Here is a 24,916-nt window from a genome sequence, read left to right on the forward strand (position 1 = left end):
CCAGTCAATGTTGGGCAGTGGCTGCATGGTTACTCGACCTCATCTGACGGATCGCTGTGGGGAGTGGAGGAATCGGCGGAGGCCCGCTTGTCTCCGTTGAACGCCTCCCACATCAGTCCCGGCTGGCGCGGCGTGCCGTTGCGCCGGGGGAGGGCGGGCGTCTGCGGGGGAGTGGGGCCGGTGCGGACGACCGGGGTGGGGACCGGCGACACGCGGCGGCGCTGCGGCAGCCCGTTGGCGGTCTTCCCGGGCGTGCCGGGGTCCGGTGTGCCGTTGCTCGCCGCCGGCGGGACGGCCGGAGGGACCGGGGCTGCCGGGGGGACCGGGACGGCCGGAGAGGCCGGGGCGGCGGCGTGCCGGGGGGAGGAGGTCCGGGCGGCGGGCGCGGGGGCCGGCACGGACGCGGGCTCGGGCATCGGGGCCGGCGCGGGCGGGATGATCGTGGGGGGCGGCGGCGGAGGCGTCGACGGCGGGAAGCTCGGGCCGCGGGAGCGCTTCCGGTGGGGCTCGGGGGTTCTCATGACAGGCTGCTGCACCGTGGTGATCAGGCGTCGGGGTACGAGGATGACGGCCCGCACGCCGCCGTACGCGGAGGTGCGCAGATCGACCTCGCAGCCGTGCTCGCGGGCCAGCCGGCTCACGACGGGCAGGCCGAGCTGGGTGACCTCGCCGAGGCCCGCGAGGAACTTTCCGGTGGCGGACTGCGTCATGACGCGGTTGATGCGCTGCCGGACCTCCTCGGTCAGGCCGACGCCGCGGTCCTCGATCTCGATCGCGATGCCGGAGGGCACCTCGCTCGCGGTGACCTCCACCGGGGTGTGCGGCGGGGAGAAGGTCGTGGCGTTGTCGAGGAGTTCGGCGAGCAGGTGGATCAGCGGTTCGGCGCCGGGGCCGATGACGGCCACCTCGGTCACCGCCTGCAGCCGCACGCGGGGGTAGTCGACGATGCGGGACATGGCGCCGCGCAGCACGTCGTAGAGGGGGATCGGCTTGGACCACTGGCGGCCGGGCCGGGCGTCGCCGAGCACGGCGATGCTGGCCGCGAGGCGCCCGATCAGCGCGTTGCGGTGGTCGATGTCCTGCAGACCGCGCGAGACGACGATGTCGGTGCCGTGCAGGATCTGCATCGCGTGCAGGTCCTTGGCCAGCTGGTGGACGATCGCCTGGACGCGGCGGGCGACCGCGACCAGCGCCCGCTGGGAGGAGTCGCGGGTGCTCTCCTCGGCCTCGACGGCCTCCAGGAGGGTGCGCAGGGCGTCCTTCAGGGCCTCGCCGAACTCCGGGTCGATGTGGTCGCCGAGGGAGACGGAGTGCATGATGTCGCCCGCGCTCTCGCCCCGCTGGAGCCGGGCCACCGCCGCCGGCAGCAGCTCGTCGGCCATCCACCGGGTGGTGGAGCGCTGGTCCGCGAGCCGGCCGAGCAGCGCGGCCTCGCGCCGGGCGTAGTACTCCCGCGCCTCGGTGGCCGCCTGGGTGCGGCGGGCCGCGTCCGAGGCGAGCAGCCGGCGCGTGGTCACGGCCGAGGCGACGGCCGTGACGGCGACGGCCGCCAGCCCGTACCAGGCGAGCGAGGCCCGTATCTGCGCGGAGGAGAAGACCAGCCCTATGGCGAGGAGACCGGCCAGGGCTCCGGGGGGAATGAGCCACACCGGAGCCGCTTTCCGCGGCCTGGCTCTGGAGGTCGAAGCTGCACGAACCATCAAAGGGTCCCTCGACAGACGGAAATGAGCGGACTGATGAACGGGGTGAACACGAACAGGTGAATGACGGAAAGGGGGCGGTGCGAACGGCTCAGCCAAAGAGGCCGACTATGCGCTTCGCGGCCGGGTTTCGCCCATGCCCCTTTCCGCGCGCGTGACTCTGCGTGAGCGCGTCGCAACACATGTGGGGAGCATAGTCAGTTCGGGATTGGCATGTGCCCTGGATGAAGCGGAAGCCCTCTTCGGTCCCGGTGACCCGATAAAGAGAAATAAACTCGAACTGAAAATGCCCTGAAGCGATCAGAAGTTGTCGTCAGCTGGCAGGAATGCGCTACGGGTGGCGTAGGGGGCGCACGCGGGGGCGCGGGCCGCGCCGCAATGCCGCGGCCGCCCACGGCACGGTCCCGGACGGGCGCCGGCACGGCACGCGTCGGGGGCCGGCCGGGGCGGCCGTGGGAAAGGCGGAGGTCAGGACGGGGTGGCGGCCCGCTCGGCCGCGCTGCGCAGGACGCAGAACTCGTTGCCCTCCGGGTCGGCGAGGACCGCCCAGCCGGAGCCGTCGGGATTCCGGCGGTCGGCGACCAGAGTGGCGCCGAGGGCGAGCAGTCGTGTCACCTCCTCGTCACGGGAGCCCTCCGGACGCAGGCACAGATGGAGCCGGTTCTTGACCGTCTTCGGCTCGGGCACCTGGTTGAAGTGGAGGACCGGGCCCTCCGCGAGCAGCACCTGCACCTCCGGGTCGCCCGGCCGGTCCTCCGGACCCAGCGGACGGCCGGTCACCGCGCTCCAGAAGCGGGCCAGTTCATACGCGTCCGCGCAGTCGATCGCCATGTTCTGCACTACTGAGACCATGCCCGGGAGCCTCGCGCACTTTCCCCGCCCGCGCCACCGGCCGCAGCCCCGGCAGGGCCGTGAGCAGCACCGCGGTCAGCGTGCCCGCGACCACCCCGCTGCCCAGCACCGCGCGCGCCGGCGCGGGGAAGCCCGCGTACAGCTCCGGGACGAGCAGCGGCAGCAGGCCCGCCGCGAGCGCGAGCGCCGCCACGAGCGTGCCCCGGCCCGCACCCGTACCCGCGTCCGTGCCCCCGAGTTCGGCCCGGCGCAGCATCTCCACGCCCATGACCGCGATCACGGCGTACACGACGAGCGAGGAACCGCCCACCACGGGCGCCGGGATGCCGGCGAGGAGGCGGGAGACGGGCGCGGCGAGCCCCAGGGCGACGAGCAGCACCCCGGCCCCGGCCGTCACGAAGCGGCTGCGGACCCCGCTCAGGCGCCCGATGCCGATGTTCTCGGCGCTGGTCACCATCAGCGAGGTGCCGAACAGGCCGCCGGCCAGCGACACCAGGGCGTCGGCGCGCGCCACCCGCGGCACGTCACGGCCGGGGTCCGGGGCGCGCCCCACCGTCTCGCTGTTGAGGACCGTCTGCCCGGTGATCTCCGCGAGGGTGGTCAGCGCGAACACCAGCAGCGGGAGGGCGGCGAGCAGGTCGAACCGGGGGCTGCCGTACGGCAGGAGCACGGGTGGCGCGAAGCCGCCGCCGGCCGCCGGGGCGAAGCCGCCGAGTCCGGTCAGGGCGGCCAGCCCGGTGCCCGCGGCCATGCCGATGAGGACCGAGGTCTGCCGCCAGACCCCGCGCAGCAGCACGTACGCGCCGCACGTCGCGGCGACGGTGAGGGCGGCGAGCAGCACCGCGCGCGGCTCGCCCGTGCCGTCCGGGCCGGTCACGAGCCGGGCCGCGACCCGGATCATCGCGATGCCGATGAGCAGCACCGTCACGCCCATCACCAGCGGCGGGAAGAGCCGCACCACGCGCGCGTAGAGCGGGAGCACGGCGAGCAGCAGGGCCGCCGCGAGCAGCACCGAGCCGACGGCCGTCGGCGCCCCGTGCTCCTCCGCGATCTGCAGGAAGAGCGCCGTCGCCGCCCCGCCCGGCAGCATCACGAACGGCAGCCGGCCGCCGAACCGCCACAGTCCGAGCGACTGCAGCAGCGTGCCCGCCCCGCACATCAGCAGCACCGCGCTCAGCAGCGAGGCCGTGGCCGCCGGGGCCAGCCGGAGCGTGCCGCCCACCAGGAAGACGGTGGACACGGGCGCGGCGATCATCGCCAGGACGTGCTGGGCCGCCAGCGGGGCCAGCCGGCGCACCGGCACCCGCTCGTCGACCGTGTCGACCGCGTCGACCGCGCGCGTCACGCCCCGGCCCCCAGCCACGGAATGTCCTGGGCCGCGTAACGGTAGGCCCGGAACACCGCGTTCGGCTCGGACGGGAACAGACCGCGGACCTCGCTCTCGCGGTAGGCCGCGAACTGCGGCACCACGTACTCCCAGCACAGATAGCCCTCGCGGGTCACCTCGAAGAGGCGCCCGGACGGGGAGTCGGTGACCAGGGTGTTCCCGTTCGGCAGCCGCTGCGCCGAGCCCATGAAGGGCGCGAAGAAGAACTCGCGCGCCGGGTCGTGGTACTCCCACACCACCTCGCCGCTCGCCCGGTCCAGCTCGACCACGCGCGAGTACGGCACGTCGTGCCCGGGCCGGAACACGCCGTTGTCGAACACGAGCAGCCGCCCGTCGGCGAGTTCGGTGGGCGCGTGCTGCTGGCTCACGCTGCCCGGGCGGCTGCGCCAGAGGATCTCGCCGGTCGCGCGGCTGATCACGACGACCGCGGAGACGCTGCGCAGACTGGCCAGGACGTTGCCGTCGCGCAGCGGGGTGACGCTGTTGATCAGCGGCCAGTGCTCGCGGGCGTACGCCTCGTGCAACGGGTACGCCTCCCGGTCCAGGTGCTCGGCGGCCCGCCAGGACCACAGGAGTTCGCCGTCCGGACCCACCTCGCGGATCGTGTCGGCCCACACGGTGCCGCCCGCGGCCTCGGAGCCGGGCACCCCGCCCCGTACCGCCGCCGCGTCCGCGCCGGTGAGCGGTTCCAGCGCGGAGTAGAGGACCCGCCCGTCGTCGAGGTGGTGGGCGTCGTGGTGCTGGAGCGGGTCGCGCAGCTCGCGCAGCACCGTGCCGTCCGGCCCGACCCGCAGCATCAGCCCGCCCCGGTACTTGTGCCACATCGGGAAGAGGGCGGGCTCGCCCGGCAGCACGCCGTTGAAGGCGAGCGTGCCGTCGGCGAGCAGCCGGGCGTGCCGGCCCGGCCGGTAGGGCAGCTCCCAGCGGTGCACCTCGCGACCGTGCAGGTCGACGAGATGGACCTGGCCGGTGCCGGTGAGCGGCGCGTAGAGGGTGAGACCGGGGAAGGCGGCGGACTCGTCGAGGGCGAGGAGACCGGTGGGGCGGCGGCGCCGGGAGTTCTGGTCGACGGTGGGCATGGCTGAGCTCCTGTCGGAGACGATGGGGAGGGAGCCGCTCTCGTCAAACTTTCTTTGATGAGAGCAACCGGCTTTGAAACTAGGGCCGTCGTGTGACGTGCGTGTGTCAGCAGTGCGAAACCGTCTCGGTGGGCCGGGCGAAGGCCGCGTAGGGTGCAGGGGGACACGGCGCCGACCGGCGGGAACGCGCGGCGCGCGCGGCACAGGACGGCGACGGGGAGGGGGCGGCGATGACGGACGAGGGCCCGAGGACACCGCGGGTCGGCGCGGCCGTGCGCCGCCGGCGCCGCGCGCTCGACCTCACCCTCGCCGAGGTGGCCGCGCGCAGCGGCCTCTCCTCGCCCTTCCTCAGCCAGATCGAGAACGACCGGGCGCGCCCCAGCATGCGCTCGCTCCAGCGGATCGCGGACGCCCTGGACACGACGGCGGTACGACTCCTCGCCGCCTCCGACGAGTCCCGCACGGTCGACCTCGTGCGCGCCGACGACGACAGCGGACTGCGCCCCGACGCCCGGGTCCGCCCGGTGGTCCGCGGCCGGCACCAGCTGCACGCCCTGGAGTTCACCGGCGAGCAGGAGGCGCACCGCGAGTACCGGCACCGCAACGACGAGCTGATGTACGTGGCGGACGGCGCCGTGGAGGTCGAGGCGGACGGGCGGATGCACCGCCTCGGGCGCGGCGACTCGCTGCTGCTCTCGGGCGGGGTCCGGCACCGCTGGCGGACCACCGAACCCGGCACCCGGGTCCTGGTGGTCGCGGTCGCCGAGCACATGGAGGTCCTCGGCCCCTGAGCGCTCCGGCCGGGCGGGAGCGGCCGGACGAGGGGCGTGCGGGGCGTAGGAGCCGCCTCCGGCGGGAAGGGCGTGATCATGACAGAGTCGCCAGCGAACCCCCCGACCCCGCCGACCCCGCCCACGCCGTCCGGCGCAGCGGCCCCGTCCGCCACCACCGCACCGGCCGGACCGCCGTCACCACCCGGACCGCACCCGACCGCCCGGCCGTTACGCCAGCTGCTCGCCGCCTCCGTGGGCAACGCCGTGGAGTGGTACGACTGGTACGCGTACACCTTCCTGGCCGCCTACATCGCGCGCCAGGTCTTCCCGCCCGGCACCGGCAACTCCCTGGTCCCGCTGCTCTCCACCTTCGCCGTCTTCGCCGTCGGCTTCTTCATGCGGCCCGTCGGCGGCCTGCTCATGGGCGCCGTCGCCGACCGGCGCGGCCGGCGCACCGCGCTCACCGTCACCATCCTGCTGATGGGCGCCAGCAGCCTGCTCGTCGGCATCACCCCCAGCTACGCGACCGCCGGCGTCCTCGCCCCCGTCGTGCTCGTCACCGCCCGACTGCTCCAAGGCCTCTCGGTGGGCGGCGAGTTCGCCGCCTCCACCACCTTCCTGGTGGAGTCCGCCGGACCCGGCCGGCGCGGACTGTTCTCCTCCTTCCAGTACGTCTCCACCTCGATCGGCCAGCTCGCCGCCTCCGGCGTGGCCGCGCTGCTCGTCGCGAACCTGTCCGGACCCGCCATGGACGGCTGGGGCTGGCGGCTGCCGTTCCTGCTCGGCGCCGTGCTCAGCCTGGCCGGCTTCTGGATCCGGCGCGGCGCCGAGGAGACCCGCGCCGAACGGCCCGCCGGCGAACGCCGGCCCGGCCTCCTCGACGCGATCCGCCACCACCCGCGCGCCTCCCTGCTGATCGGCGGCATCACCGCCGGCGGCACCCTCGCCTACTACACCTGGACCTCCTACCTGCCGACCTATGCCGAGCTCAACACCGGCATCGCCAAGGAGGACGCGCTGCTCGCGGGCACCCTGTCGCTCGCCTTCTTCACCCTCCTCCAGCCGCTCGGCGGCCTGCTCTCCGACCGCTTCGGCCGCAAACCGAGCCTGCTCTTCTTCGGCCTCGGCTTCGCCGTCCTCGTCGTCCCGCTCCTCAAGGCGCTCGACGGCTCCTTCCTCACCCTGCTCCTCGTCCAGTGCGCCGGCATGGTGCTGCTCACCGGCTTCACCTCGATCTCCGCCGCCGTCAACGCGGAGACCTTCCCGGCCCGGGTCCGCGCCGCCGGCATCGGCTTCCCGTACTCCCTCACCGTCGCCCTCTTCGGCGGCACCGCCCCCTACGTCGGCACCCTCCTGAAGGAGCTGGACCGGCCGCACCTCTTCCCCTGGTACGTCGCCGCCCTCTGCCTCGTCTCCTCCGCGGTCTACCTCCGCCTGCCGGAGACGGCCCACAGGCCGCTGGACCGGTGACGGGGCGGTCAGAGCAGGGGGTGGGGCGCATGATGCCGGAACGCGTTCGACTGCCGTTGCGCCACCGCGCGTTCCGGGCGGTGTGGTGCGGTGAGACCCTGTCGATGCTGGGCGACCACACCTTCGAGGTGGCCTTCGTCTGGCTGGTCTTCCAGGAGACCGGCTCGGCCGGGGCGCTGGCGGCGGTGCTGCTCGTGCAGACGGTGCCGCGCGGGGTGCTGCTGCTGGTCGGCGGCGCCGTCACCGACCGGATGTCGCCCCGCACCGTCATGCTCTGCTCCCACCTGGTCCGGGGCACCGCCGTGGGACTGCTCGGCGTCCTCGCCGTCGCCGACGGCGTGCGGGTGTGGCACCTGTACGCGCTGGGTGCCGTCGCGGGCGTGGCCGAGGCCTTCTTCTTCCCGGCGCAGGAGAGCATCCTGCCGTCCCTGCTGCCGGCCGAGCAGATCCCGCGCGGCAACGCGCTCGTCGGGTTCGGCGAGCAGGGCGCCCGTTTCCTCGGACCGCTGCTCGGCGCCTCGCTCGTCGCGCTCGTCGGCACGCCGGCCGCGATCCTGCTCAACAGCGGCACCTTCTTCGTGGCGGCCTGGACCGTCCTCGCCGCTCCGCGGCGCGCCCCCGACGGCGAGGAGTCCAAGCCGCTCTCGGTCATCGGCAGCGAGATCGTGGACGGACTCCGCCACGTCCGGCGCAGCCGGGAGGCGCGCACCGTCCTGATGATCATCGGGGCGGCGGCGCTGAGCTACAGCGGCCTGTTCGCGGTGGGCCTGCCCGCCCTCGCGAAGTCCTTCCCGCAGAACGCGACGGCCCTCGGCCTGCTCCTGTCCGCCTGGGGACTCGGCCAGCTCACCGGCACCCTCGCGGCCGTCTTCACCGGACTGCCCCGCCGCTGGGGCCTGCTCGTCATCGGCATGACGCTCGCCGAGGGCGTGGCCTTCGTGCTCCTCGGCGTCCTGCCGAACGTCTGGCTCGCCGCCGCCGTCCTCGCCCTGCTCGGCGTGGGCGTGGCCTACTCCAGCGACGTGGCCCTGCCCGCGTTCATCCAGACCCGCACACCCCCGGAGGTCCTGGGACGCATCAACAGCGTCATGTACCTGCCCCGGGTCGTCCTGGAGCCCCTCTCCCTCGCGGTCATGGGCCTCCTGGTCGCGGGCGACCTCCGTTGGGCGTTCGCCGCGGCCGCCGTGCCCGTCCTCGCGGTCGGCGTCCGCCTGGCCCTCGACCGCGAGGCCCGGGCGCTGTCCACGACCGAGGAGCCCGAGGCGGTCACCGCGCCGAGCCCCGGCACCGCCTGACGGTTCCGGTCGTCAGCGGCTCAGGCCCCGGGCAGCCGGACGGTGACCAGCAGGCCGCCGGCCGGCCGGGGCGCGAGATCGAGGCCTCCGCCGTGCGCGCGGACGACGGAGGCCACGATCGCCAGGCCGAGCCCCACCCCGGCGTGCTCACCGGAACCGGCCGCGCGGACCCGCTCCGTACCGCGCCGGAAGGGCTCGGTCAGCGTGGGCACCAGGTCGGGCGGCACGACGGGCCCGGTGTTCTCCACCCGCAGCACGCACGCGCCGTCCCGCGCCTCCGTGTGCACCGTCACCGTCCCGCCGGCCGGCAGGTTGTGCACGACGGCGTTCTGGACGAGGTTCGTCACCATCCGCAGCAGCAGCTCCGCGGAACCCCTGGTCGGGGCCGGGACGCCCGTCACGTCGAGCGCGACCCCGCGCCGCTCGGCGAGCGGCAGCAGGGTCTCGGCCGCCTCCTCGGCGACGAGCGACAGATCGACCTCCTCGCGCGCGAAGGTGCCGCGGTCGCTGCGGCTGAGCAGCAGCAGCGCCTCGGTCAGACCGATCGCCCGCGCGTTCACGACCCGCAGGCGCGCGACGAGTTCGCCCCGGTCGCGGTCCGGCTCCCGTTCGGCGACGTCGAGCAGCGCCTGCGAGACGGCCAGCGGGGTGCGCAGCTCGTGCGAGGCGTTCGCCGCGAACCTGCGCTGCTCGGCCACGTGCGACTCCAGCCGGTCCAGCATCGTGTCGAAGGCGTCGGCGAGTTCGCGGAACTCGTCCTGACGTCCCTCCAGCCGGATCCGGTGGGACAGCGACCCCTGCCCCGCGAGCCGCGCCGCGTCCGTGATCCGGTGCAGCGGCGCCAGCATCCGGCCCGCCAGGAGCCAGCCCCCGACGAGACCGAAGACCAGGAGGAAGGCCATGGCCACGGCTGCGGCCGGCACGAAGGTGTGCACCAGCAGATACCGGTTCGGCGAGATCCCGAGCAGCCCCTGGTCGGTGTCCGGCACGTACCGCAGCAGGAACCCCCACACCACGGCCAGCAGCAGCGCGCCGGCCACGGCGAGGAACCCGGCGTAGCTGAGCGTGAGCTTCATCCGGGCGCTGAGCCCGGCGCGCCTACGCACGCGGACGCCGGTCGGGGGCGGAGGAGGGCGGGGCGTCCGGGCCCGAGTGCGACGGGGTGCGCGGGACGGACTCCGGGCCAGGCCCGGTGTCGATGCGGTAGCCGACGCCCGGCACCGTGGCGATGATCCACGGCTCGCCGAGCCGCTTGCGCAGCGCGGACACGGTGATCCGTACGGCATTGGTGAGCGGGTCGGCGTTCTCGTCCCAGGCCCGTTCCAGGAGCTGCTCGGAACTGACCACCCCGCCCTCCGCCGCGACGAGCACCTCCAGGACGGCGAACTGCTTGCGGGTGAGCGCGACGTACCGCCCGTCCCGGAAGACCTCCCGGCGGAACGGGTCGACCCGCAGCCCCGCGAGCTCCCGCACGGGCGGCCGGACGTGGGCGCGCCGCCGGTCCAGTGCCCGCAGCCGCATCACCAGCTCCCGCAGCTCGAACGGCTTGGTGAGGTAGTCGTCGGCGCCGAGCGCGAACCCGGACTCCTTGTCGTCGATCCGGTCGGCGGCCGTCAGCATGAGGATCGGCATCCCGCTGCCGGAGGCGACGATCCGCCGGGCCACCTCGTCGCCGGAGGGGCCGGGGATGTCACGGTCGAGGATCGCGAGGTCGTAGGAGTTGACGCCCAGCAGCTCCAGGGCCGCGTCGCCGTCGCCCGCGATGTCGGCGGCGATCGCCTCCAGCCGCAGCCCGTCCCGGACGGCCTCCGCCAGATAGGGCTCGTCCTCCACGATCAGTACACGCATGCCGGAAGCCTAATCAGCCGGGCCCGCCGCCGACGCGTACGGACGCGGGGCGGGCAGGGCGTCCGACGGGGCCTCGGGCACGGTGCGCCACCACCGCCGCGAGGCGAGCGCGGCGAGCCCCGCGCCGGCGGCGTTGACCAGCACGTCGTCCACCGAGGACACCCGGTCGAGCCGCAGCACGTACTGCGCCGTCTCGACCAGCACCGAACACCCCGCGCCCAGCGCCAGGACCCGCGGCACGGAGGCGAGGGCCGCGAACCGCATCGGACCGAAGAAGCCCAGCGACGCGAAGACCAGCAGATTGCCGACGATCCCGAGGGACCCCATGGTGACCAGGTCCCGCAGGGGCACCAGGCTCACCCGGCCGGGCACCACACCGGCGCCGGCGCCCGGCATCAGGATCAGCCACACGAACGGCAGGGTCCCGTGCACCATGCCCACCTCGGCGAGCGACCTGCGCCGGGCCCACGCGCGCCCGTCGGCGGCCCGCCGCACCCGGGCAAGGCCCCACACCAGCAGGGCGGACAGCGGGATCGTCAGCAGGGTCATGAGCACCACGCCGTTGAACGTGTCCCAGCACCCGTGCCACCGCCCCGCCACGCACCGCGGCGCGGACATCAGGAGCGGCCCGCGGATGACGTACAGGGCGGCGGTCAGGCCGAGGACCGCGAGGCAGAGGCTCACGGTCCTGCGGGTGCGGCGGCGCGGTGCCGGGGGAGTGGCGGTGTCGCTGATCATGCCCCCAGGGGACACCACGGCCTGTTGTGGCGGCGTATGCGATTTTCGATATGCCCGCGATAGGTGGGGGCCGGGGCCGGCCCGGGGCTCAGGACGTCAGGACGTCAGGACGTCACGACGTCGCGGAGACGGACTCGACGAGGTCGCCGACCTTCTTCTCCGGCATCTCACGGGCGACGTCGGCCTGGGCGATGATGCCCACCAGCACGTGCCCGTCGATGACCGGGACACGGCGGATCTGGTGTTCGCTCATCACGCGCAGGACCTCGTCGGCGGAGTCGTCCGCGCCCACGGTGATGATGTCGTCGCCGGCCAGGTCACCGGCCGTGCACGTGGCCGGGTCGATGCCCTTGGCGACGACCTCCAGGACGATGTCGCGGTCGGTGAGCATGCCCTTGAGCCGCTCGTCCGGTCCGCAGATGGGCAGGGCGCCCACGTCGAGTTCCGCCATCTTCCGAGCGGCGTCGGCCACGGACTCGTTCCAGCGGACACAGGTGGCGTCGGGCGTCATCAGATCGCGTGCGGTGTTCATGTCCGTTACTCGCTCTCGCTCTCGTATCAGCCAGGGGATGAGTCATGTCGACGAGTCGTGTCGATGGGTCATACACATGGGTCGTACGGGTTCCCGGAAGGAGCCCTCCACCGGCCGCTGCCCCCGACGTCGGCGATCATGCGGACGCGGCCCGGCACGAGGGGACGCGAGGGGACGAGGGGCGAGGGGCGAGGGGCGAGGGGGAGCAGGAGGGGTGTGCGGGGCGGGGAGCCCGGGCACTCGCGTGGGATGACCGAGCTCAGGATGATCCGACCGCCGGGCGTCTACGCCCCGCAGGGCGACACGGCCCTGCTCCTGGAGTGCCTCGCCCGCGAGCCCCTCGCCCCCGGCGCGCGCACGCTCGACCTGTGCACCGGCACCGGGATCCTCGCCGTCGCCGCCGCCCGCCGGGGCGCGCGGGCGACCGCGTCCGACATCTCCCGCGCCGCCGTCGCCGCGGCCCGGTCCAACGCGCTGCTGTACGGCTGCGACGTGCGCGTCCTGCACGGGGACCTGGCGGCGCCAGTGGCGGGCGAGCGCTTCGACCTCGTCACCGTCAATCCGCCCTACGTCCCCGCCCGCGCGCCGCACGCGCCGACCGGGGGCCTGCGGCGGGCCTGGGACGCGGGACCCGACGGCCGCCTCCTCCTCGACCGGATCTGCCGGATCGCGCCCCGGCTCCTGGTCCGCGACGGCGTCCTGCTGCTCGTGCAGTCCTCCCTCAGCGGGACCGCCGCCAGCCTTGCCGCGCTGTACGAGCACGGGCTGCGCGCCCGCGTCGCGGCCCGGCGCGTCCAGCGCTTCGGCCCGGTCATGTCGGCCCGGGCCGGCTGGTTCGAGCAGCGCGGGCTGGTCAGCCCGGGCACGCGGGCCGAGGAGCTGGTCGTGATCCGGGCCGTCCGGCGGGAGGGCCGCGAGCGGAGCGCCCGAAGGTGACGGTCCGGCGCCGGCGGTCCAGCGGCCGGACGGAGCGGTCGGATCAGATGTGGGGCGCGCCGTGCGGATCGTCCGGGAGCGGGCCCGGATAGGGGCCGGGCCGCTCCGGTTCGGGGGAGCCCTCGGACACCGGCGCGCCCGGCGGTTCGCCCACGGCGGGCGGGCTGTCGGCGGGCCGGAGCCGGCCGCGCCAGCCCTCGTCGGCGCCTTCGGCCTCCTCCTCCACGTACCGCTTGAAGCGCTGGAGGTCGCCCCTGACCCGCTCCTCCAGGAAGCCCAGGGCGTCACCGGCCTTCTCGACGATGCCCTGCGGCTCGACGTCCATCGCCAGACTGACCCGGGTGTGCTCCTCGTCGAGGCGCTGGAAGCTGACCACTCCCTTCTGCTTCACCTCGCCGCCCACCGTGCGCCAGGAGATGCGCTCGTCGGGCAGCTGGTCGACGATCTCGGTGTCGAACTCGCGGGTCACGCCCGCCACCCGGGTGCGCCAGTGGCACAGCCGGTCGTCGACCTGGCGGACCTCCTCGACGCCCTCCATGAAGCGCGGGAAGTCCTCGAACCGCGTCCACCTGCCGTACACGGCGCGCAGCGGGGCGGCCACCCGGATCGTCTCCTGCACCATGCTCATGGTCGTCTCCTCCTCGATCCTGGTCCCGCGCGCGACGCGTCCGCGCCGCCGCCGGAAGGCCTCCCGCGTCTCCCGGAAGTCCTCCCGCCGTCCCCGGAATCCCTCACTGAACGCCTGCGACTACCCCCTCGGGCCGCGGATACGCGCGGCCCGAGGGGGCCCGCGCGGGCATACCCCTGGCCGAACGGGGCAGCCGCCATGCCGTCGCCCCCACGCAGCGGAGGTACGTCGTGACACGTGCGGAGAAGCACCAGAACGAAGGGCGCCGGGACGCCGTGCGGATCACCCCGCTGGCCGAGGGGCCCCTGCTGGTCGAAGGGCCGGTGGAGCTGGTCCTGCCGGACGGCACGGTCCGCCGCAGCGACCGCCCGGTCGTGGCCCTGTGCCGGTGCCGGCGCACCCTGAACGAGCCGTTCTGCGACACCAGTCACCGCCCTCGCTCCCGGCACCGCCCGACCGGGACACGCACGGAAACGGCGACGGGGTCGGCGACCGGGACCCGGACGGGGAAGGAGACGGACCGGTGACCGCCGTCGACCGTGACACCCGCGTCGGGACGGCCCCGCGGCCGCCCGAACTCCCGCCGTCGCGCGGCGAGTTGTCCTCGGCGGTGATCGACCGGCTGCGCGGCCGCCGCCCCGGGAGCCTGCCCGGTCCCTCGGCCGTCTCCACCGCCGACCCGTACGGCGAGGACGTGCAGCTGGCCCTCCACCTCGGATACGAACTGCACTACCGGGGCTTCGACGGCGTCCCCGACGAGGCCGAGTGGGACCTCGACCTGCTGCGCCTGCGCGCCCTCCTCGAAGCCCGCTTCGAGGAGGCCCTGCGCGCCGACTGCGGCCCTCTCCCGCCCCCCTCCGAGGCCGTCGCGCGACTGCTCACCGAGCCCGTCGACGGCCGCGGGACCTCGCACTACCTGGTCCGCCACGGCACCCTGCGGCAGCTGCGCGAACACGCCGTCCTGCGCTCGGTCCACCAGCTGCGCGAGGCCGACCCGCACCTGTGGGTGCTGCCCCGGCTCGGCGGGCGGGCCAAGGCGGGCATGATGACGATCCAGTACGACGAGTACGGCGGCGGCCGGGCCGAGCGCATGCACGCCGAGCTGTACGCGCAACACCTGCGCGCCCTCGACCTCGACCCCCGCTACGGCCACTACCTGCCCGCAGTCGGCGCGCCCGCGCTGGCCAACGCCAACCTGATGTCGCTGCTCGCCCTGCACCGGTCCCGCCGGGGCGCCCTCGTCGGTCACTTCGCCGCCCTGGAGATCACCTCGCCGCCGGCGGCGTCCCGGCTCGCCGCCGCGCTGCGCCGTACCGGCGCGGGGGAGGCGGCGGCCTGGTACTACGACGAGCACGTGGAGGCCGACGCCGTCCACGAGCAGCTGGTCCGGCACGAGGTCGTCGCCCCGCTCCTGGCCGAGGAACCGGGGCTCGCCGCTGACGTGGCGTTCGGCGCGCAGGCCACGGCCCTCCTGGAGGACCGCTTCGCGGAGGCCGTGACCGGCGCGTGGGAGTCGGGACGCACGGCCCTGCGGGAGCGGCTCGGCGGGTGGGGTGACGGCGCATGACGTCCACGCCCTCGTACATCCTCCTCGCCGGCGGCCATCTGCTCGTCCGGGCGGACCAGATGACGGGTCTGCTGCGGCACGTCGCGGCGGTGTGGCTCCAGGCCACCGACCGGGGCGAGGCGGACTACGACCCGGAGACCGTCCTCGCCCTGGCGACCGGCCTCATGGAGGTGGCCGACCAGATCGACGCCGAGTGCATCGCGCTGCTGCCGCCCAAGGACGGCGTGGAAGGCGACGGCGACGGCGACGGCGACGGCGGGGGCGAGGAGGACGCCGGCGGCGTCGAGGGCGGAGCGGGCGGGGACGGCTCACAGGGCTGACGGGGGCGATCCGGCTCCGGACGGCGGGGACTTGCGAGCGTTTAATGAAAATGATTATCGTCTGCATGTCTGTGAACGCCATGGACATGACCCAAGGGGGGTTCCTTTGCGCACCCGTTCGCACACCCGCACGCGCCTGATGACCGTCACCGGCGTGGCCGCCACCGTGCTTGCCGTGGCGGGCCTCAACAGCTCCGCCTTCGCCGTCACCCCGCTCACCGGCGGCCACGTCGACGTCCTGGACGCGGAGTGGGACGGCGCCGCCTTCGCCCTGCACGTCCACGACGAGACCAACGCGGTCGAGTACCAGCCGGCCGACGTCGTGCTCTCTGTCCCGGCCGCCGCCAAGGTCGCGCGCCCCACCGGCACCCCGTACGCCTTCCTCGGCACCGGCGCCCAGGTCTGGGTGCTGCCGCAGGACCAGGCCGCCGCGACCGCCAGGAACGTGCTGTGGCCCGGCATCTCCACCGAGCACCTGACCACCGGCGTGTTCGCCGGCGACACCGTGCAGTACAAGCTCGGCACGGTGACCCGCGACGGCGCCGCCACCGACGACTTCAGCGTCTACAAGGTCAACGGCTCGACCGTGGACCGCTACTACGACAGCGGCACCACCACCTCGTACAAGACCAAGACCTTCGCCGTCGGCGCGCACGACCACGCCAACTGGGCCTTCGAGGAGCCCGGCACCTACAAGGTCACCTTCACCGTCAGCGGCACCGTCGGCGGCGTGACCAGGTCGGCCACCGACACCCTCACCTTCACCGTCACCAACTGACCGGAGACCACCGGACCGCGGTGACCCGTCCGTGCCCGCCGCACGGGCGGGTCACCGCCTCGGCAAGGAGGCAGGACCATGAGCGTCCTGACACACGGCCGGCGCGCCGTCACGGTGACCGCCGCCACCCTGGCCGCCGTGCTGCTCACCGCGGCCGCCGGACTGGTCGCCGCGGGCAGCGGGACCGCCCACGCGGGCGGCGGCGCCGTCGTGCTGGCCCAGGGCGACATCGACCTCGTCCCGCAGCTCGCCGACGGCCGGCTCGACCTGCAGATCGCCGACCGCACCGGCCACGGGACGGTGCCGCGCGAACCCGCGGACGTGGTGCTGCACGTCGTCCCCGAGGCGAAGGAGTCGATCCTCTCGCCGGTCAACCCGGTCCTGGGCGACGGACTGTACGGCTGGTTCCTGAACGGGCGCCACGCGCGGGACGTCTTCGCCCTGACGCCGGCCTGGACGGGGCTGCCCGGCGCACGAGCGGTCGAGGTCACCCTCGACCGCGCCCAGGGGGAGGGGCGCTTCGCGCTCTACACGTTCACCGAGGAGATGGAGTGGACCGACCAGGAGCCGGTCCAGCACCTCAACAGCGAGGATCCGGGCCACCATTCCTTCCTCCTGCCGCAGGGAACGGAACGCTTCGCGCCCACCTGGGGCTTCGCCGCCGAGGGCGTCCACCGGCTGACCCTCACGGTCACCGCGACCCTGGCCGACGGCAGCGAGGTGAGCGACACCGAGACCCTGGCCGTCGCCGTCGGGTCCACCGACCCCACGCGGGTACGGCCCGGGGACGGCAGCACCCCCACCGCCACCCCGACCCCCACCACCAGCTCGACCCCGACCCCGACCCCACCCCCGAGCGGGACCGCGACTCCGTCCCCGTCGGCCCCCGCCGGGTACGTCATCGACGACGGCCACATCGACCTGGCCGCACGCCCCGTTTCGCCAGGGAAGCTCGCCTTCCGGATCAAGGACGGCACCCTCCAGAACCCACGGTGGCACGATCCCGAGGACGTCGTCATCCACGTCAGACCCGCCGCCAAGCGCCGTATCGGCGAGGCCCAGGCCTTCCTCGGCACCCCCGGCGACCCCGTGTGGTGGCTCCCGTCCAGCCGGCTCGACGGACTCGTCTGGCCCGGCTGGAACACCGAGGAGTTCCCGGCCGCCCAGGTGAAGGGCAGGATCAGCTACCGGCTCGACGCGCTCCAGGGCCCCGGCCGGCTCGCCGTCGTCAACGACAACTCCCTGGACAGCACCGTGCTCCTCGACAGCGGCAACGGACTGCCCGACGCCTTCGAGCACACCGCCGGCAGCCACTCCCACTCCGCGTGGGCCTTCACGAAGGAGGGCGTCTACCGGACGGTCCTCACCGTGGCCGCCACCCTCGCCGACGGTACGAAGGTCAGCGACACGGCCACCATCGCCTGGGCGGTCGGCACCGTCGACCCCACGACGGTGCGGCCGGGACCGGGCGACGGACCCGTCGCTCCCACGACCACCCCGCCCGGCGGCACCCCGACGACCACCCCGTCCACGTCCCCGTCCGCGCCGGCGCCCGGGGGCACGGACGAGCCGCCGGCCGGCGACGGCACGGCCGGTGGCACCAACGGGCAGGCCGCGGCAGCGGGTTCGGCCGCAGCCGGGACCTCCGGAACCGGATCGGCCACCGGCGGCGCCACCGACGGGCGCCTGGCCTCCACCGGCGCCCCCGCCCTGCTGCCCGTCGGCCTGGCCGCCGCCGCGGTCGGCGCCGGAGCGGTCGCCTTCCTCGCCGCACGCCGCCGCCGGCGCGCGGAACCGCCCGAGCCCGCCCACTGACCACCGGCTCCGGGGGCCACAGCCGTCCCTCCCGCCCCCGGAGCCGGTCCTCCGTACCCACCAAGGAGTTCCGTCGTGCGCACCACCGCACCACGAACCACCGCTCTCGCCCTCGCCGGTGCCCTGCTCCTCGCCGGATGCTCCGGCTCCGGTCCCGGCGCCTCCGACGCCGCCCTGACCGTCTCGACCACGACCGCCGTCATCGCCGACCTGGTGCGCCGGGTCGGCGGCGAGCGCGTCGACGTCACCTCGATCGTCCCGCACCACGGCGACCCGCACTCCTACGAGCCCAGCCCCGGCGACACCGCCCGGGTGGCCCGCGCCGACCTCGTCTTCTCCAACGGGCTGCTCCTCGAAGAGCCCGGGATCATGAAGATGATCCACAACAACGCCCGCGAGGGCACCCCGAAGGTCGAGATCGCCGACGAGCTGGAGCAGTTCGGCGGCACCGTGATCGAACTGGAGGAGGACCTCGGCCTCGACGTGCTCTGGCTGGGCTGGGCCGTGGAGGGCGAGGTCGCCGGCGAGGGAGCCCACGTCCGTACCAGCGCAGTGCAGCTCACCGGCCCCGGCGACCTGCACGTCTACCTCACCGACACGCTCGGCAACCCGACCGGCTACATCGACTCCACCGACGGCCTCGACGCCAAGGACTCCTTCACCCTCCCGCCCGAGGCGCACACCCACGTCAACTGGGTCTTCACCCGGCCCGGTACGTACGAGCTGACTGTACGCGGCCGGGTCGAGTCCCTCGACGGCACGTCCACCGACGCCGGACAGGGCACCGTCACCTTCACCGTCGGCGGCGCCGCGCACAACAAGGCGGCCGAGGGCCGCAGGACCCTCGACGGCGGACACGCCGACCTCGCCGTCGACGCCCGGCGCAAGGCGGTGTACGTACGGACCGACGACAAGGCCACCGGCGAACGCGTCCGCCTCCCCGGCACCGCCGTCGCGCTCAACGTCCCCGACCGGGCCAGGCAGCGGGTCCCGAAGGAGCCGCAGTACCGCTTCCTCGGCGCACCCGGCAAGGACATCTGGGTCCTGCCCCAGGCCGTCATCGGCAAGCACGTCCACGGCGACCTGGACCCGCACGCCTGGGGAGACGTCTCCAACGCCGAGGCCTACGTGCGCCGCATCGAGGCCGAACTCGCCAAGGCCGACCCCGCGGGCAGGGCCGTCTACGCACGCAACGCCACGACGTACCTGCGTGCGCTCGCCGCGCTCCACAAGAACGTCGCCGCCACCCTGGCGACCGTCCCCGCCGCCCACCGCAAGCTCATCACCACGCACGACGCCTTCGGCTACCTCGCCAAGGCGTACGGCATGGAGGTCGCCGGCTTCGTCGTCCCCGTGCCCAGCCAGGAGCCGAGCGCGGCCGAGGTCGAGAAGCTGCGCCGGACCATCCGCGAGAAGCGGGTGCCGGCCGTCTTCCTCGAACCCAACCTCGCCGCGCGCGCCGACGTCCTGCGGCGGGTGGCCCGGGACGAGGGCGTCGGCCTCTGCACGATCTACGGCGACTCCTTCGACGACAAGGTCCACGACTACGTCGGGATGATGCGCCACAACGCCGCCGAACTCGCCCGCTGCCTGGGCGGAAAGGGGAGCACGACCCGATGACGAACACACGCGAGAACGGGACGCCCCGCCGGGTCCGGCCCGTCGCCCTGGGCTGCGCCCTCGGCACAGCCCTGCTGCTCACCGCCCCCGGCGCCGCCCCCGCCGCGGCGGCGCCCACCCCCGAGCCCCCGGCCCCGTCGATCCTGACCCCGTCGACCCCGGCCCGGGAAGGGTCCGGGGCCGCGACCCCGAGCGCCGGCCCCGACCTGCCCCCGGACCTGACGGCGGACGGCGCTTGGATGGTCGTGCCGGACGACACGGCGTACGCGTTCCTGGGCGCCCCCGGCGCGCGGGTGTGGGACGTCGAGGAGCCCGCCGGCACCGCCGGGCTGACCCTGACCGCCGTCGAGGGCCCCGGAGCCCTCGTCATCCACCGCGCGGAAGCGGGCACGGCCCCCGAACCGCTGGCGCGCAGCGACGGCGCCGACGGGCTGCCCGAGGACGGTTACCCGATCCCGCCGCGCCCGGCCGAACCGGCGGCGCAGCCCGCCGCGCGGTGGGCGTTCACCGCACCGGGCACGTACCGGCTCACCCTCGCCGACTCCGCGCAGGCGGAACCGGCGCGCCGGACCTGGACGTCGACGGTACGGGTCGGCGCACCCGCCCCGACCCCCGCCCCCGCGGCGACCGTGCCCCAGGCCCAGCCCGTACGCGTCACCCCGCGCACCCCGCCCGCGGCCGCGCTGTCCGCGGCGACGGACCGGACGGTGCGGGCCCTCGCGGCGGCCCCCGCACCGGCCGCGGCGAAGGCCGCCGCGTCCGGGACGGTGCTCGCGGCGGGCCACATCGACATCGCCGCGCGCGTCGTCGACGGCAAGCTGCAGATCCAGGTCAAGGACGGCACGGTCGCCGGGCGGACCGTCTGGCGCGAGCCGTCCTCCGTGGTGCTGCACGTCAAGGCGGCGGCGAAGAAGCGGATTCCGGCCGGGGGAGCCTTCTCCTTCCTGGGCCGGGCCGGCTCACCCGTGTGGCTGCTCGACCAGGTCCAGCAGGAGGGCCTGCTGTGGCCGGGCTGGTCCACCGACAACGTCGAGGCGGGAGCCCTCAAAGGCGGGGTGAAGTTCGCCCTGCGCGGGGCCGAGGGCCCCGGCGGCTTCGCCCTCTACACCTACGACGGGCTCTCGGGCGCGACCGTCCTCTTCAACAGCCGCGACGGCGTGCCGGACACCGTCGACGTCCCGGCGAACTCGCACGCGCACGGCGGCTGGGCCTTCGGCGGCGAGGGCGTCCACCGGCTCACCGTCTCCATGACCGGCACCCTGGCGAACGGCTCTCCGTCGACCGACACGGAGACCCTGACCTTCGTGGTGGGCGACGCCGAGGACCCGGCGTCCGTCGGCCCGTCGTCCGGCTCAAGCGCAGGCGCCGGGAACGGAACCGCCCCCGGTGCGGGCGGCGACGGCAAGGGCTCCGCCGACACCTCGGGCCCGGCCGGCCCCTCGGGCTCAGCCGGTCCCGCCGGCCAAGACGCGCGCGCCTCCGGATCCTTGGCCGACACCGGAGCGGGCGACACGGCGCTCCTGACGGCCGGCGCGGCCGGGCTCGCCGCCGCCGGGGCCGGACTGGTCCTCGTCGACCGCCGCCGCGAGCGGCGGAACCGGAACGGAGCACCGGCATGAGCGCCGACCACCCGGCCCTGCGGGCCGAAGGCGTCACCGTCGCCCTGGGCGGCCGGATCGCCCTCCAGAACGCGCACCTCTCCGTCGGCGCGGGCGAACCGGTCGGCCTGATCGGCCCGAACGGCGCCGGCAAGACCACCCTCCTGCGGGCCGTCCTCGGCCTCGTCCCGCTGACCGCCGGCCGGATCCTGGTGGCCGGACGGCCCGTCTCCCAGGCGCGCGGGCTCATCGGCTACGTCCCCCAACGGCACGAGTTCGCCTGGGACTTCCCCGTCGACATCGCGGGCGCCGTCCTCTCCGGCCGCACCCGGCGCATCGGCCCGCTGCGCCGGCCGGGAGCGGCCGACCACGCCGCCGTGGACCGGGCCCTCGAACTCACCGCGCTCACGGACCTGCGGCGCCGCCCCGTCGGCGAGCTGTCCGGCGGCCAGCGGCAGCGGGTCCTGGTGGCCCGCGCCCTGGCCGCCGAGCCCCGGATCCTGCTCCTGGACGAGCCGTTCACCGGCGTCGACGTGCGTACCCAGGCCCTCCTCAACGAGCTGTTCGGCCGACTGGCCGAGGACGGAACCGCGCTCCTCATGACCACCCACGACCTGGCGTCCGCCGCCCGCACCTGCGCCCGGATCGTCCTCCTCAACCGGACGGTGGTCGCCGAGGGCGGCCCGGACGTCCTCGCGGACCCCGACCGCATGCTCCGGGCCTTCGGCCTGGACGGCACGGCGAAGCCGGCCGCCGACGGGGAGGCGGCGGCATGACCGAGCTCCTCCTCGACCCCTGGCACCTCCCCTTCATGCAGCGGGCCTTCGCCGTCTCCGCGATCGTCGGCCTGGTCTGCGGGGTCGTCGGCGTCTTCGTCGTCCTGCGGGGCATGGCCTTCATCGGCGACGCCGTCGCCCACTCGGCGTTCCCCGGCGTCGCGCTCGCCTACGCCCTGGAGGGCAACCTGCTGCTCGGCGGCGCGGCGGCCGGCATCACCACCGCCGTCCTCATCGCCTTCGTGTCCCAGAACCGGCGCCTGAAGGAGGACACCGTCATCGGAGTGTTCTTCGCGTTCGCGTTCGGCCTCGGCATCGTCCTGGTCTCCACCCGCGACAGCTGGACCACCGACCTCTCCTCCTTCCTCTTCGGCCAGGTCCTCGCCGTCGGCCCCGAGGACGTGTGGACGGTGGCGGGACTCGGGGCCGTCGTCGTGAGCCTCGTCCTCCTCCTGCGCAAGGAACTCGTGGCCGTCACCCTCGACCGCGAGACGGCCCGCGCCGCGGGCCTGCCCGTCTTCGGCCTCGACCTGCTGCTCTACGTCGTGGTGACGACGACGATCGTGATGTCCCTGGAGGCCGTCGGCAACATCCTCGTGCTCGCCCTGCTCATCACCCCCGCGGCGACCGCCCGGCTGCTCACCGACCGGCTCGGCGTCATGACCCTGCTGGCCTCCGGCATCGGCTGCGCGGGCGCGCTCGGCGGCCTGTACGTCTCGTACGCCTACGACCTGGCCGCCGGCGGCTCCGTCGTGGTCGTGCTCACCGCGCTCTTCGCCCTCGCCTGGTGCCTGGCCCCGCGGCACGGACTGCGGGCCCGGGCCCGTCGAAGGCCCTCCCGGAAGCCGGCTTTTCCCGCGGATTGCCCGCATGACGATGTCTTGCCGGAGTCTTGGCCGCGGGTTGGCGGCCGGGCCGCGCGCCGGGACTAGCGTGCGACCCATGCCCCCTGCGCCCCGACCCCTGCCGTACCGCAAGCCCACCCGCGGCCGCGACTACTGGATCCTGGACGACGTCCTGCCCGACCCCGACGCCGTCCGGGCCCGGGTCCTGCGACGCGACGACTGGGTGCCGGGCCACCCCCACCGCCCCGAACCGTGGCCGGGCCTGCGCACGATGCCCGGCCTCGAACCGGCCGAACTCGCCCACCTGGAGAAGCTGGTGTGCCGCACCGTCGGCGTCCCCCGCGTCTGGGCCGTGGACCCCGCCGGCGGCGGCACCTTCAACCACAACTGCGTCCAGGTCGTCGGCAAGGGCGAGTGCGACCCCCGCCCGCACACCGACTCCCGCACCCTGTGCCGTTACGCCGCCGTCCTCTACCTCACCCCGGACCTCCCCGAGGACTGCGGCACCAGCTTCTACCGCCAGCGGCTCCCCGGCGGGGTCCTCGGCGGCAACCAGGTCCTGGCCCCGCACAACAACCTCGTCGACGCCCTCGGCACCCGCTTCGTCCCCGAGGACTCCTTCACCGAGGACCTCCGCGTCCCGCCCCGCTACAACCGCCTCCTCCTCTACGCGGCCAACCTGATCCACACGGCCACCGCGTACACGGGCACCACCCTGGAGGACAAGCGGATGACGGCGGTCTTCTTCTGGATGGCCTAGTCCTGGCCCTGGTCCTGCTCCTCGGCCGGGCCCGGGACCGGCCGAGGAGCAGGACCGCGGTCAGTGCTCGCAGAGGGAGAACTCGCGCTCGTAGAGCTGCTCGTTGTGCTCGTCGACGAAGAACTTGCGCTCCTTCATCAGCTCCTCGCGGTACGCCCGGGCCTCGGCGAGCGTCATCGTCGAGGTCGCGGACCAGGGCTGCTGCGGGGGTATGTCGGAGGTCGAGACGATCGGCCGCGACGGGTCCACCAGGAAGAACGCGAGGATCTTGCGGTGGCCCGGGCGGGTGGGGTCGGCGAGGCGGAAGGCGCCGACGCGGTGCTGGAGGACGTTCGGGAAGGCCAGGCAGCGGCCGGACGGGGTCGGCGTCGAGCCCAGGTCCTGGTTCAGCGCGTCGTCGTTCTCCAGGCCGTAGACCTCACGGATGCCCTCGTCGTCGTTCTGCTCGTACTCCGGGTCGTGCAGCGCCGCCCGGAAGGCCAGCCGGCTCTCGGTGATGTTCTCGCTGTCCCAGTAGTAGATGCCGGTCGAGACGATCCGCTCGTTCAGCATGCCCTCCACGTGCCAGGAACCGCCCGGGTACGCGGGCTTCTCCGGGGTGAGGTGGACCGTGGCGAGCTTCACGATCACCTGGAGCCGGCGGCCGCGCAGGTCGACGCGGGCGGAATCCTCCGGGGGCTCGGGCGCCGTGAACTCCGGGGCGTCCGGGACCACCGGGGTGCGGTTCTCCCACCAGTCGTCCTGCGCCTCCTCCCAGGCGCGGACCGCCTCCGCGTGGGCCTCGGCATCGGCGTACGCGGACTTCTCCGGGTACGCCGGCTCCGAGTCGTACCAGTCGTAGGGGTCGGGCTCGATCCGCAGCGGGCGCGGCCGGCGCAGGTCGGTGAGCACCCGCTCCAGGAGCGGGACCATCCGCCCGAACAGCTCGGGCAGCACGGAGGCGAGCGCGCGGTGCTCCTCGGGGTGCACGTTGTTGACGTACGACAGGAAGTCGACCCCGCCCTCGGCGCCGACCTCGACGTCCGTCGGCAGCCACTGGAAGCGCTCCGAGAACTCGTACTTCGCGTACGGGTCCGCCGGGTTGTCCCAGGCGCGCTCGGGCTCCCCGCTCACCCCGCGAACGAGGCAGAACAGCGAGGGGTGCACGAGGTCGAGGACCTGGCCGTCGGAGCCCGGATGCCAGTCCCGCTCCTCCTCCGGGACCTCCTCCAGGACCCGGACCGCCTCGCCCAGCCGCCGCCGCAGCTCCTCGTCGACCAGCGTGTCCGAGTGCCACACCCCGTCGACGGCGGACACCTCGATGCCGGTCGCGCCGTCCCGCAGCGCCGCGTAGTGCGCGAGCTCGGCCAGCACGTAACGGACCTGCGCCTCGGTGAGGCCCTGCTCGACGGCCTCCCGCGTCCACCGCGCGACGACGTCCGCGTCGCGCACCTTCTCGAACCACCCCGGCTTCTCCCGGATGTGCGCGCTGCACCGGATCATCTCCATCTCCCGCAGGGTCCTCGGCGTCGCGAACGCCCCGGAACGGGAAACGTGAAAGGGCAGCGGAAAAGCAGACAGGCCGGTCAAGGGTCCTGATCCTCCCAGTCGTGGTGCGGT

At 74.4% G+C, this 24,916-nt stretch carries 24 protein-coding genes; 14 read left to right on the forward strand and 10 right to left on the reverse strand.

The genetic code is table 11. The features are described from left to right. Positions 1-29: 29 nt before the first annotated feature. From ACIGW2_RS08910 to ACIGW2_RS08925, 4 genes are all read right to left on the reverse strand, one after another. Positions 30-1,649, reverse strand: coding sequence for a sensor histidine kinase (locus ACIGW2_RS08910; RefSeq protein ID WP_399842221.1), 1,620 nt, complete (start codon positions 1,647-1,649; stop codon positions 30-32). Positions 1,650-2,168: 519 nt separating this feature from the next. Continuing rightward, positions 2,169-2,552, reverse strand: a complete 384-nt coding sequence (locus ACIGW2_RS08915; protein ID WP_399842224.1) for a VOC family protein — start codon at positions 2,550-2,552, stop codon at positions 2,169-2,171. Next, on the reverse strand, positions 2,503-3,897 hold the full coding sequence (locus ACIGW2_RS08920) for a uracil-xanthine permease family protein (RefSeq protein ID WP_399842226.1): 1,395 nt from the start codon (positions 3,895-3,897) through the stop codon (positions 2,503-2,505). Before ACIGW2_RS08920 ends, ACIGW2_RS08915 begins: the two co-directional genes overlap by 50 nt. Next, positions 3,894-5,018, reverse strand: a complete 1,125-nt coding sequence (locus ACIGW2_RS08925; protein WP_391652031.1) for an aryl-sulfate sulfotransferase — start codon at positions 5,016-5,018, stop codon at positions 3,894-3,896. Before ACIGW2_RS08925 ends, ACIGW2_RS08920 begins: the two co-directional genes overlap by 4 nt. 230 nt (positions 5,019-5,248) lie before the next feature. Here ACIGW2_RS08925 and ACIGW2_RS08930 point away from each other — a divergent pair, with 230 nt between their 5' ends. From ACIGW2_RS08930 to ACIGW2_RS08940, 3 genes are all read left to right on the forward strand, one after another. Further along, entirely contained in the window at positions 5,249-5,809 is a 561-nt protein-coding gene (locus tag ACIGW2_RS08930; protein WP_361576593.1) for a helix-turn-helix domain-containing protein, read from the forward strand. Positions 5,810-5,887: 78 nt separating this feature from the next. Beyond that, positions 5,888-7,261, forward strand: a complete 1,374-nt coding sequence (locus ACIGW2_RS08935; protein ID WP_399842229.1) for an MFS transporter — start codon at positions 5,888-5,890, stop codon at positions 7,259-7,261. A gap of 29 nt (positions 7,262-7,290) precedes the next feature. Further along, a complete protein-coding gene (locus tag ACIGW2_RS08940; RefSeq protein WP_399842231.1) occupies positions 7,291-8,556 on the forward strand; it encodes an MFS transporter in 1,266 nt (421 codons plus the stop codon). Between the two features lie 20 nt (positions 8,557-8,576). Here the strand turns inward: ACIGW2_RS08940 and ACIGW2_RS08945 are convergent, their stop codons facing one another. From ACIGW2_RS08945 to ACIGW2_RS08960, 4 genes are all read right to left on the reverse strand, one after another. Further along, on the reverse strand, positions 8,577-9,662 hold the full coding sequence (locus ACIGW2_RS08945) for a sensor histidine kinase (protein WP_391652028.1): 1,086 nt from the start codon (positions 9,660-9,662) through the stop codon (positions 8,577-8,579). Further along, positions 9,655-10,404 (reverse strand): response regulator transcription factor, encoded by a 750-nt coding sequence (locus ACIGW2_RS08950; RefSeq protein ID WP_391652027.1) that lies wholly within the window; start codon positions 10,402-10,404, stop codon positions 9,655-9,657. The genes ACIGW2_RS08945 and ACIGW2_RS08950 overlap by 8 nt, the downstream gene beginning before the upstream one ends. A 9-nt stretch (positions 10,405-10,413) precedes the next feature. Beyond that, complete coding sequence (locus tag ACIGW2_RS08955) at positions 10,414-11,142, reverse strand: VanZ family protein (protein ID WP_391652026.1); 729 nt, start codon at positions 11,140-11,142, stop codon at positions 10,414-10,416. A 112-nt stretch (positions 11,143-11,254) separates the two neighbouring features. Beyond that, a complete protein-coding gene (locus tag ACIGW2_RS08960; protein ID WP_391652025.1) occupies positions 11,255-11,674 on the reverse strand; it encodes a CBS domain-containing protein in 420 nt (139 codons plus the stop codon). A gap of 249 nt (positions 11,675-11,923) precedes the next feature. Between ACIGW2_RS08960 and ACIGW2_RS08965 the strand changes: the two genes are divergently transcribed. Continuing rightward, positions 11,924-12,610 (forward strand): HemK2/MTQ2 family protein methyltransferase, encoded by a 687-nt coding sequence (locus ACIGW2_RS08965; protein WP_391652024.1) that lies wholly within the window; start codon positions 11,924-11,926, stop codon positions 12,608-12,610. 43 nt (positions 12,611-12,653) lie between these two features. On the opposite strand, the gene ACIGW2_RS08970 is transcribed toward ACIGW2_RS08965, so the two are convergent. Then, entirely contained in the window at positions 12,654-13,238 is a 585-nt protein-coding gene (locus ACIGW2_RS08970; RefSeq protein WP_399842235.1) for an SRPBCC family protein, read from the reverse strand. A gap of 230 nt (positions 13,239-13,468) precedes the next feature. Here ACIGW2_RS08970 and ACIGW2_RS08975 point away from each other — a divergent pair, with 230 nt between their 5' ends. The 10 genes from ACIGW2_RS08975 (at position 13,469) to ACIGW2_RS09020 (ending at position 23,317) form a co-directional block, all read left to right on the forward strand. Beyond that, complete coding sequence (locus ACIGW2_RS08975; RefSeq protein WP_391652022.1) at positions 13,469-13,765, forward strand: CDGSH iron-sulfur domain-containing protein; 297 nt, start codon at positions 13,469-13,471, stop codon at positions 13,763-13,765. Next, a complete protein-coding gene (locus tag ACIGW2_RS08980; protein WP_399842238.1) occupies positions 13,762-14,805 on the forward strand; it encodes an iron-containing redox enzyme family protein in 1,044 nt (347 codons plus the stop codon). Before ACIGW2_RS08975 ends, ACIGW2_RS08980 begins: the two co-directional genes overlap by 4 nt. Then, complete coding sequence (locus ACIGW2_RS08985) at positions 14,802-15,125, forward strand: DUF6213 family protein (protein ID WP_399842241.1); 324 nt, start codon at positions 14,802-14,804, stop codon at positions 15,123-15,125. Before ACIGW2_RS08980 ends, ACIGW2_RS08985 begins: the two co-directional genes overlap by 4 nt. Before the next feature lie 106 nt (positions 15,126-15,231). Further along, positions 15,232-15,903, forward strand: coding sequence for a choice-of-anchor M domain-containing protein (locus tag ACIGW2_RS08990; protein ID WP_391652019.1), 672 nt, complete (start codon positions 15,232-15,234; stop codon positions 15,901-15,903). Positions 15,904-15,981: 78 nt separating this feature from the next. After that, positions 15,982-17,718: a choice-of-anchor M domain-containing protein gene (locus tag ACIGW2_RS08995; protein ID WP_399842244.1), complete on the forward strand. Its 1,737-nt coding sequence runs from the start codon at positions 15,982-15,984 to the stop codon at positions 17,716-17,718. Positions 17,719-17,793: 75 nt separating this feature from the next. Then, positions 17,794-19,338: an anchored repeat ABC transporter, substrate-binding protein gene (locus tag ACIGW2_RS09000; protein WP_399842247.1), complete on the forward strand. Its 1,545-nt coding sequence runs from the start codon at positions 17,794-17,796 to the stop codon at positions 19,336-19,338. Next, a complete protein-coding gene (locus ACIGW2_RS09005) occupies positions 19,335-20,957 on the forward strand; it encodes a choice-of-anchor M domain-containing protein (RefSeq protein ID WP_399842250.1) in 1,623 nt (540 codons plus the stop codon). Before ACIGW2_RS09000 ends, ACIGW2_RS09005 begins: the two co-directional genes overlap by 4 nt. Then, positions 20,954-21,712, forward strand: a complete 759-nt coding sequence (locus ACIGW2_RS09010; protein ID WP_399842252.1) for an anchored repeat-type ABC transporter ATP-binding subunit — start codon at positions 20,954-20,956, stop codon at positions 21,710-21,712. Before ACIGW2_RS09005 ends, ACIGW2_RS09010 begins: the two co-directional genes overlap by 4 nt. Then, the gene (locus ACIGW2_RS09015; protein ID WP_391652014.1) at positions 21,709-22,644 is read left to right on the forward strand and encodes an anchored repeat-type ABC transporter permease subunit; all 936 of its coding nucleotides are present in this window, start codon (positions 21,709-21,711) and stop codon (positions 22,642-22,644) included. Before ACIGW2_RS09010 ends, ACIGW2_RS09015 begins: the two co-directional genes overlap by 4 nt. A gap of 10 nt (positions 22,645-22,654) precedes the next feature. Further along, entirely contained in the window at positions 22,655-23,317 is a 663-nt protein-coding gene (locus ACIGW2_RS09020) for a DUF6445 family protein (RefSeq protein ID WP_391652013.1), read from the forward strand. Between the two features lie 60 nt (positions 23,318-23,377). Here ACIGW2_RS09020 and ACIGW2_RS09025 read toward each other — a convergent pair whose 3' ends face one another. Further along, positions 23,378-24,886, reverse strand: coding sequence for a DUF4246 domain-containing protein (locus ACIGW2_RS09025; RefSeq protein WP_399842255.1), 1,509 nt, complete (start codon positions 24,884-24,886; stop codon positions 23,378-23,380). Positions 24,887-24,916: the final 30 nt, after the last annotated feature.

Origin of the sequence: Streptomyces sp. NPDC053541, from assembly GCF_044544705.1 — a bacterium.
Lineage (GTDB): Bacteria > Actinomycetota > Actinomycetes > Streptomycetales > Streptomycetaceae > Streptomyces.

Excerpts from the sequence above, each read along its gene's own strand:
- ACIGW2_RS08915 (WP_399842224.1), bottom strand. The coding sequence starts at position 2,552 with ATGGTCTCAGTAGTGCAGAACATGGCGATCGACTGCGCGGACGCGTAT.
- ACIGW2_RS08925 (WP_391652031.1), bottom strand. The coding sequence starts at position 5,018 with ATGCCCACCGTCGACCAGAACTCCCGGCGCCGCCGCCCCACCGGTCTC.
- ACIGW2_RS08930 (WP_361576593.1), top strand. The coding sequence starts at position 5,249 with ATGACGGACGAGGGCCCGAGGACACCGCGGGTCGGCGCGGCCGTGCGC.
- ACIGW2_RS08935 (WP_399842229.1), top strand. The coding sequence starts at position 5,888 with ATGACAGAGTCGCCAGCGAACCCCCCGACCCCGCCGACCCCGCCCACG.
- ACIGW2_RS08940 (WP_399842231.1), top strand. The coding sequence starts at position 7,291 with ATGATGCCGGAACGCGTTCGACTGCCGTTGCGCCACCGCGCGTTCCGG.
- ACIGW2_RS08950 (WP_391652027.1), bottom strand. The coding sequence starts at position 10,404 with ATGCGTGTACTGATCGTGGAGGACGAGCCCTATCTGGCGGAGGCCGTC.
- ACIGW2_RS08955 (WP_391652026.1), bottom strand. The coding sequence starts at position 11,142 with ATGATCAGCGACACCGCCACTCCCCCGGCACCGCGCCGCCGCACCCGC.
- ACIGW2_RS08960 (WP_391652025.1), bottom strand. The coding sequence starts at position 11,674 with ATGAACACCGCACGCGATCTGATGACGCCCGACGCCACCTGTGTCCGC.
- ACIGW2_RS08965 (WP_391652024.1), top strand. The coding sequence starts at position 11,924 with ATGACCGAGCTCAGGATGATCCGACCGCCGGGCGTCTACGCCCCGCAG.
- ACIGW2_RS08970 (WP_399842235.1), bottom strand. The coding sequence starts at position 13,238 with ATGAGCATGGTGCAGGAGACGATCCGGGTGGCCGCCCCGCTGCGCGCC.
- ACIGW2_RS08985 (WP_399842241.1), top strand. The coding sequence starts at position 14,802 with ATGACGTCCACGCCCTCGTACATCCTCCTCGCCGGCGGCCATCTGCTC.
- ACIGW2_RS08995 (WP_399842244.1), top strand. The coding sequence starts at position 15,982 with ATGAGCGTCCTGACACACGGCCGGCGCGCCGTCACGGTGACCGCCGCC.
- ACIGW2_RS09005 (WP_399842250.1), top strand. The coding sequence starts at position 19,335 with ATGACGAACACACGCGAGAACGGGACGCCCCGCCGGGTCCGGCCCGTC.
- ACIGW2_RS09010 (WP_399842252.1), top strand. The coding sequence starts at position 20,954 with ATGAGCGCCGACCACCCGGCCCTGCGGGCCGAAGGCGTCACCGTCGCC.
- ACIGW2_RS09015 (WP_391652014.1), top strand. The coding sequence starts at position 21,709 with ATGACCGAGCTCCTCCTCGACCCCTGGCACCTCCCCTTCATGCAGCGG.
- ACIGW2_RS09020 (WP_391652013.1), top strand. The coding sequence starts at position 22,655 with ATGCCCCCTGCGCCCCGACCCCTGCCGTACCGCAAGCCCACCCGCGGC.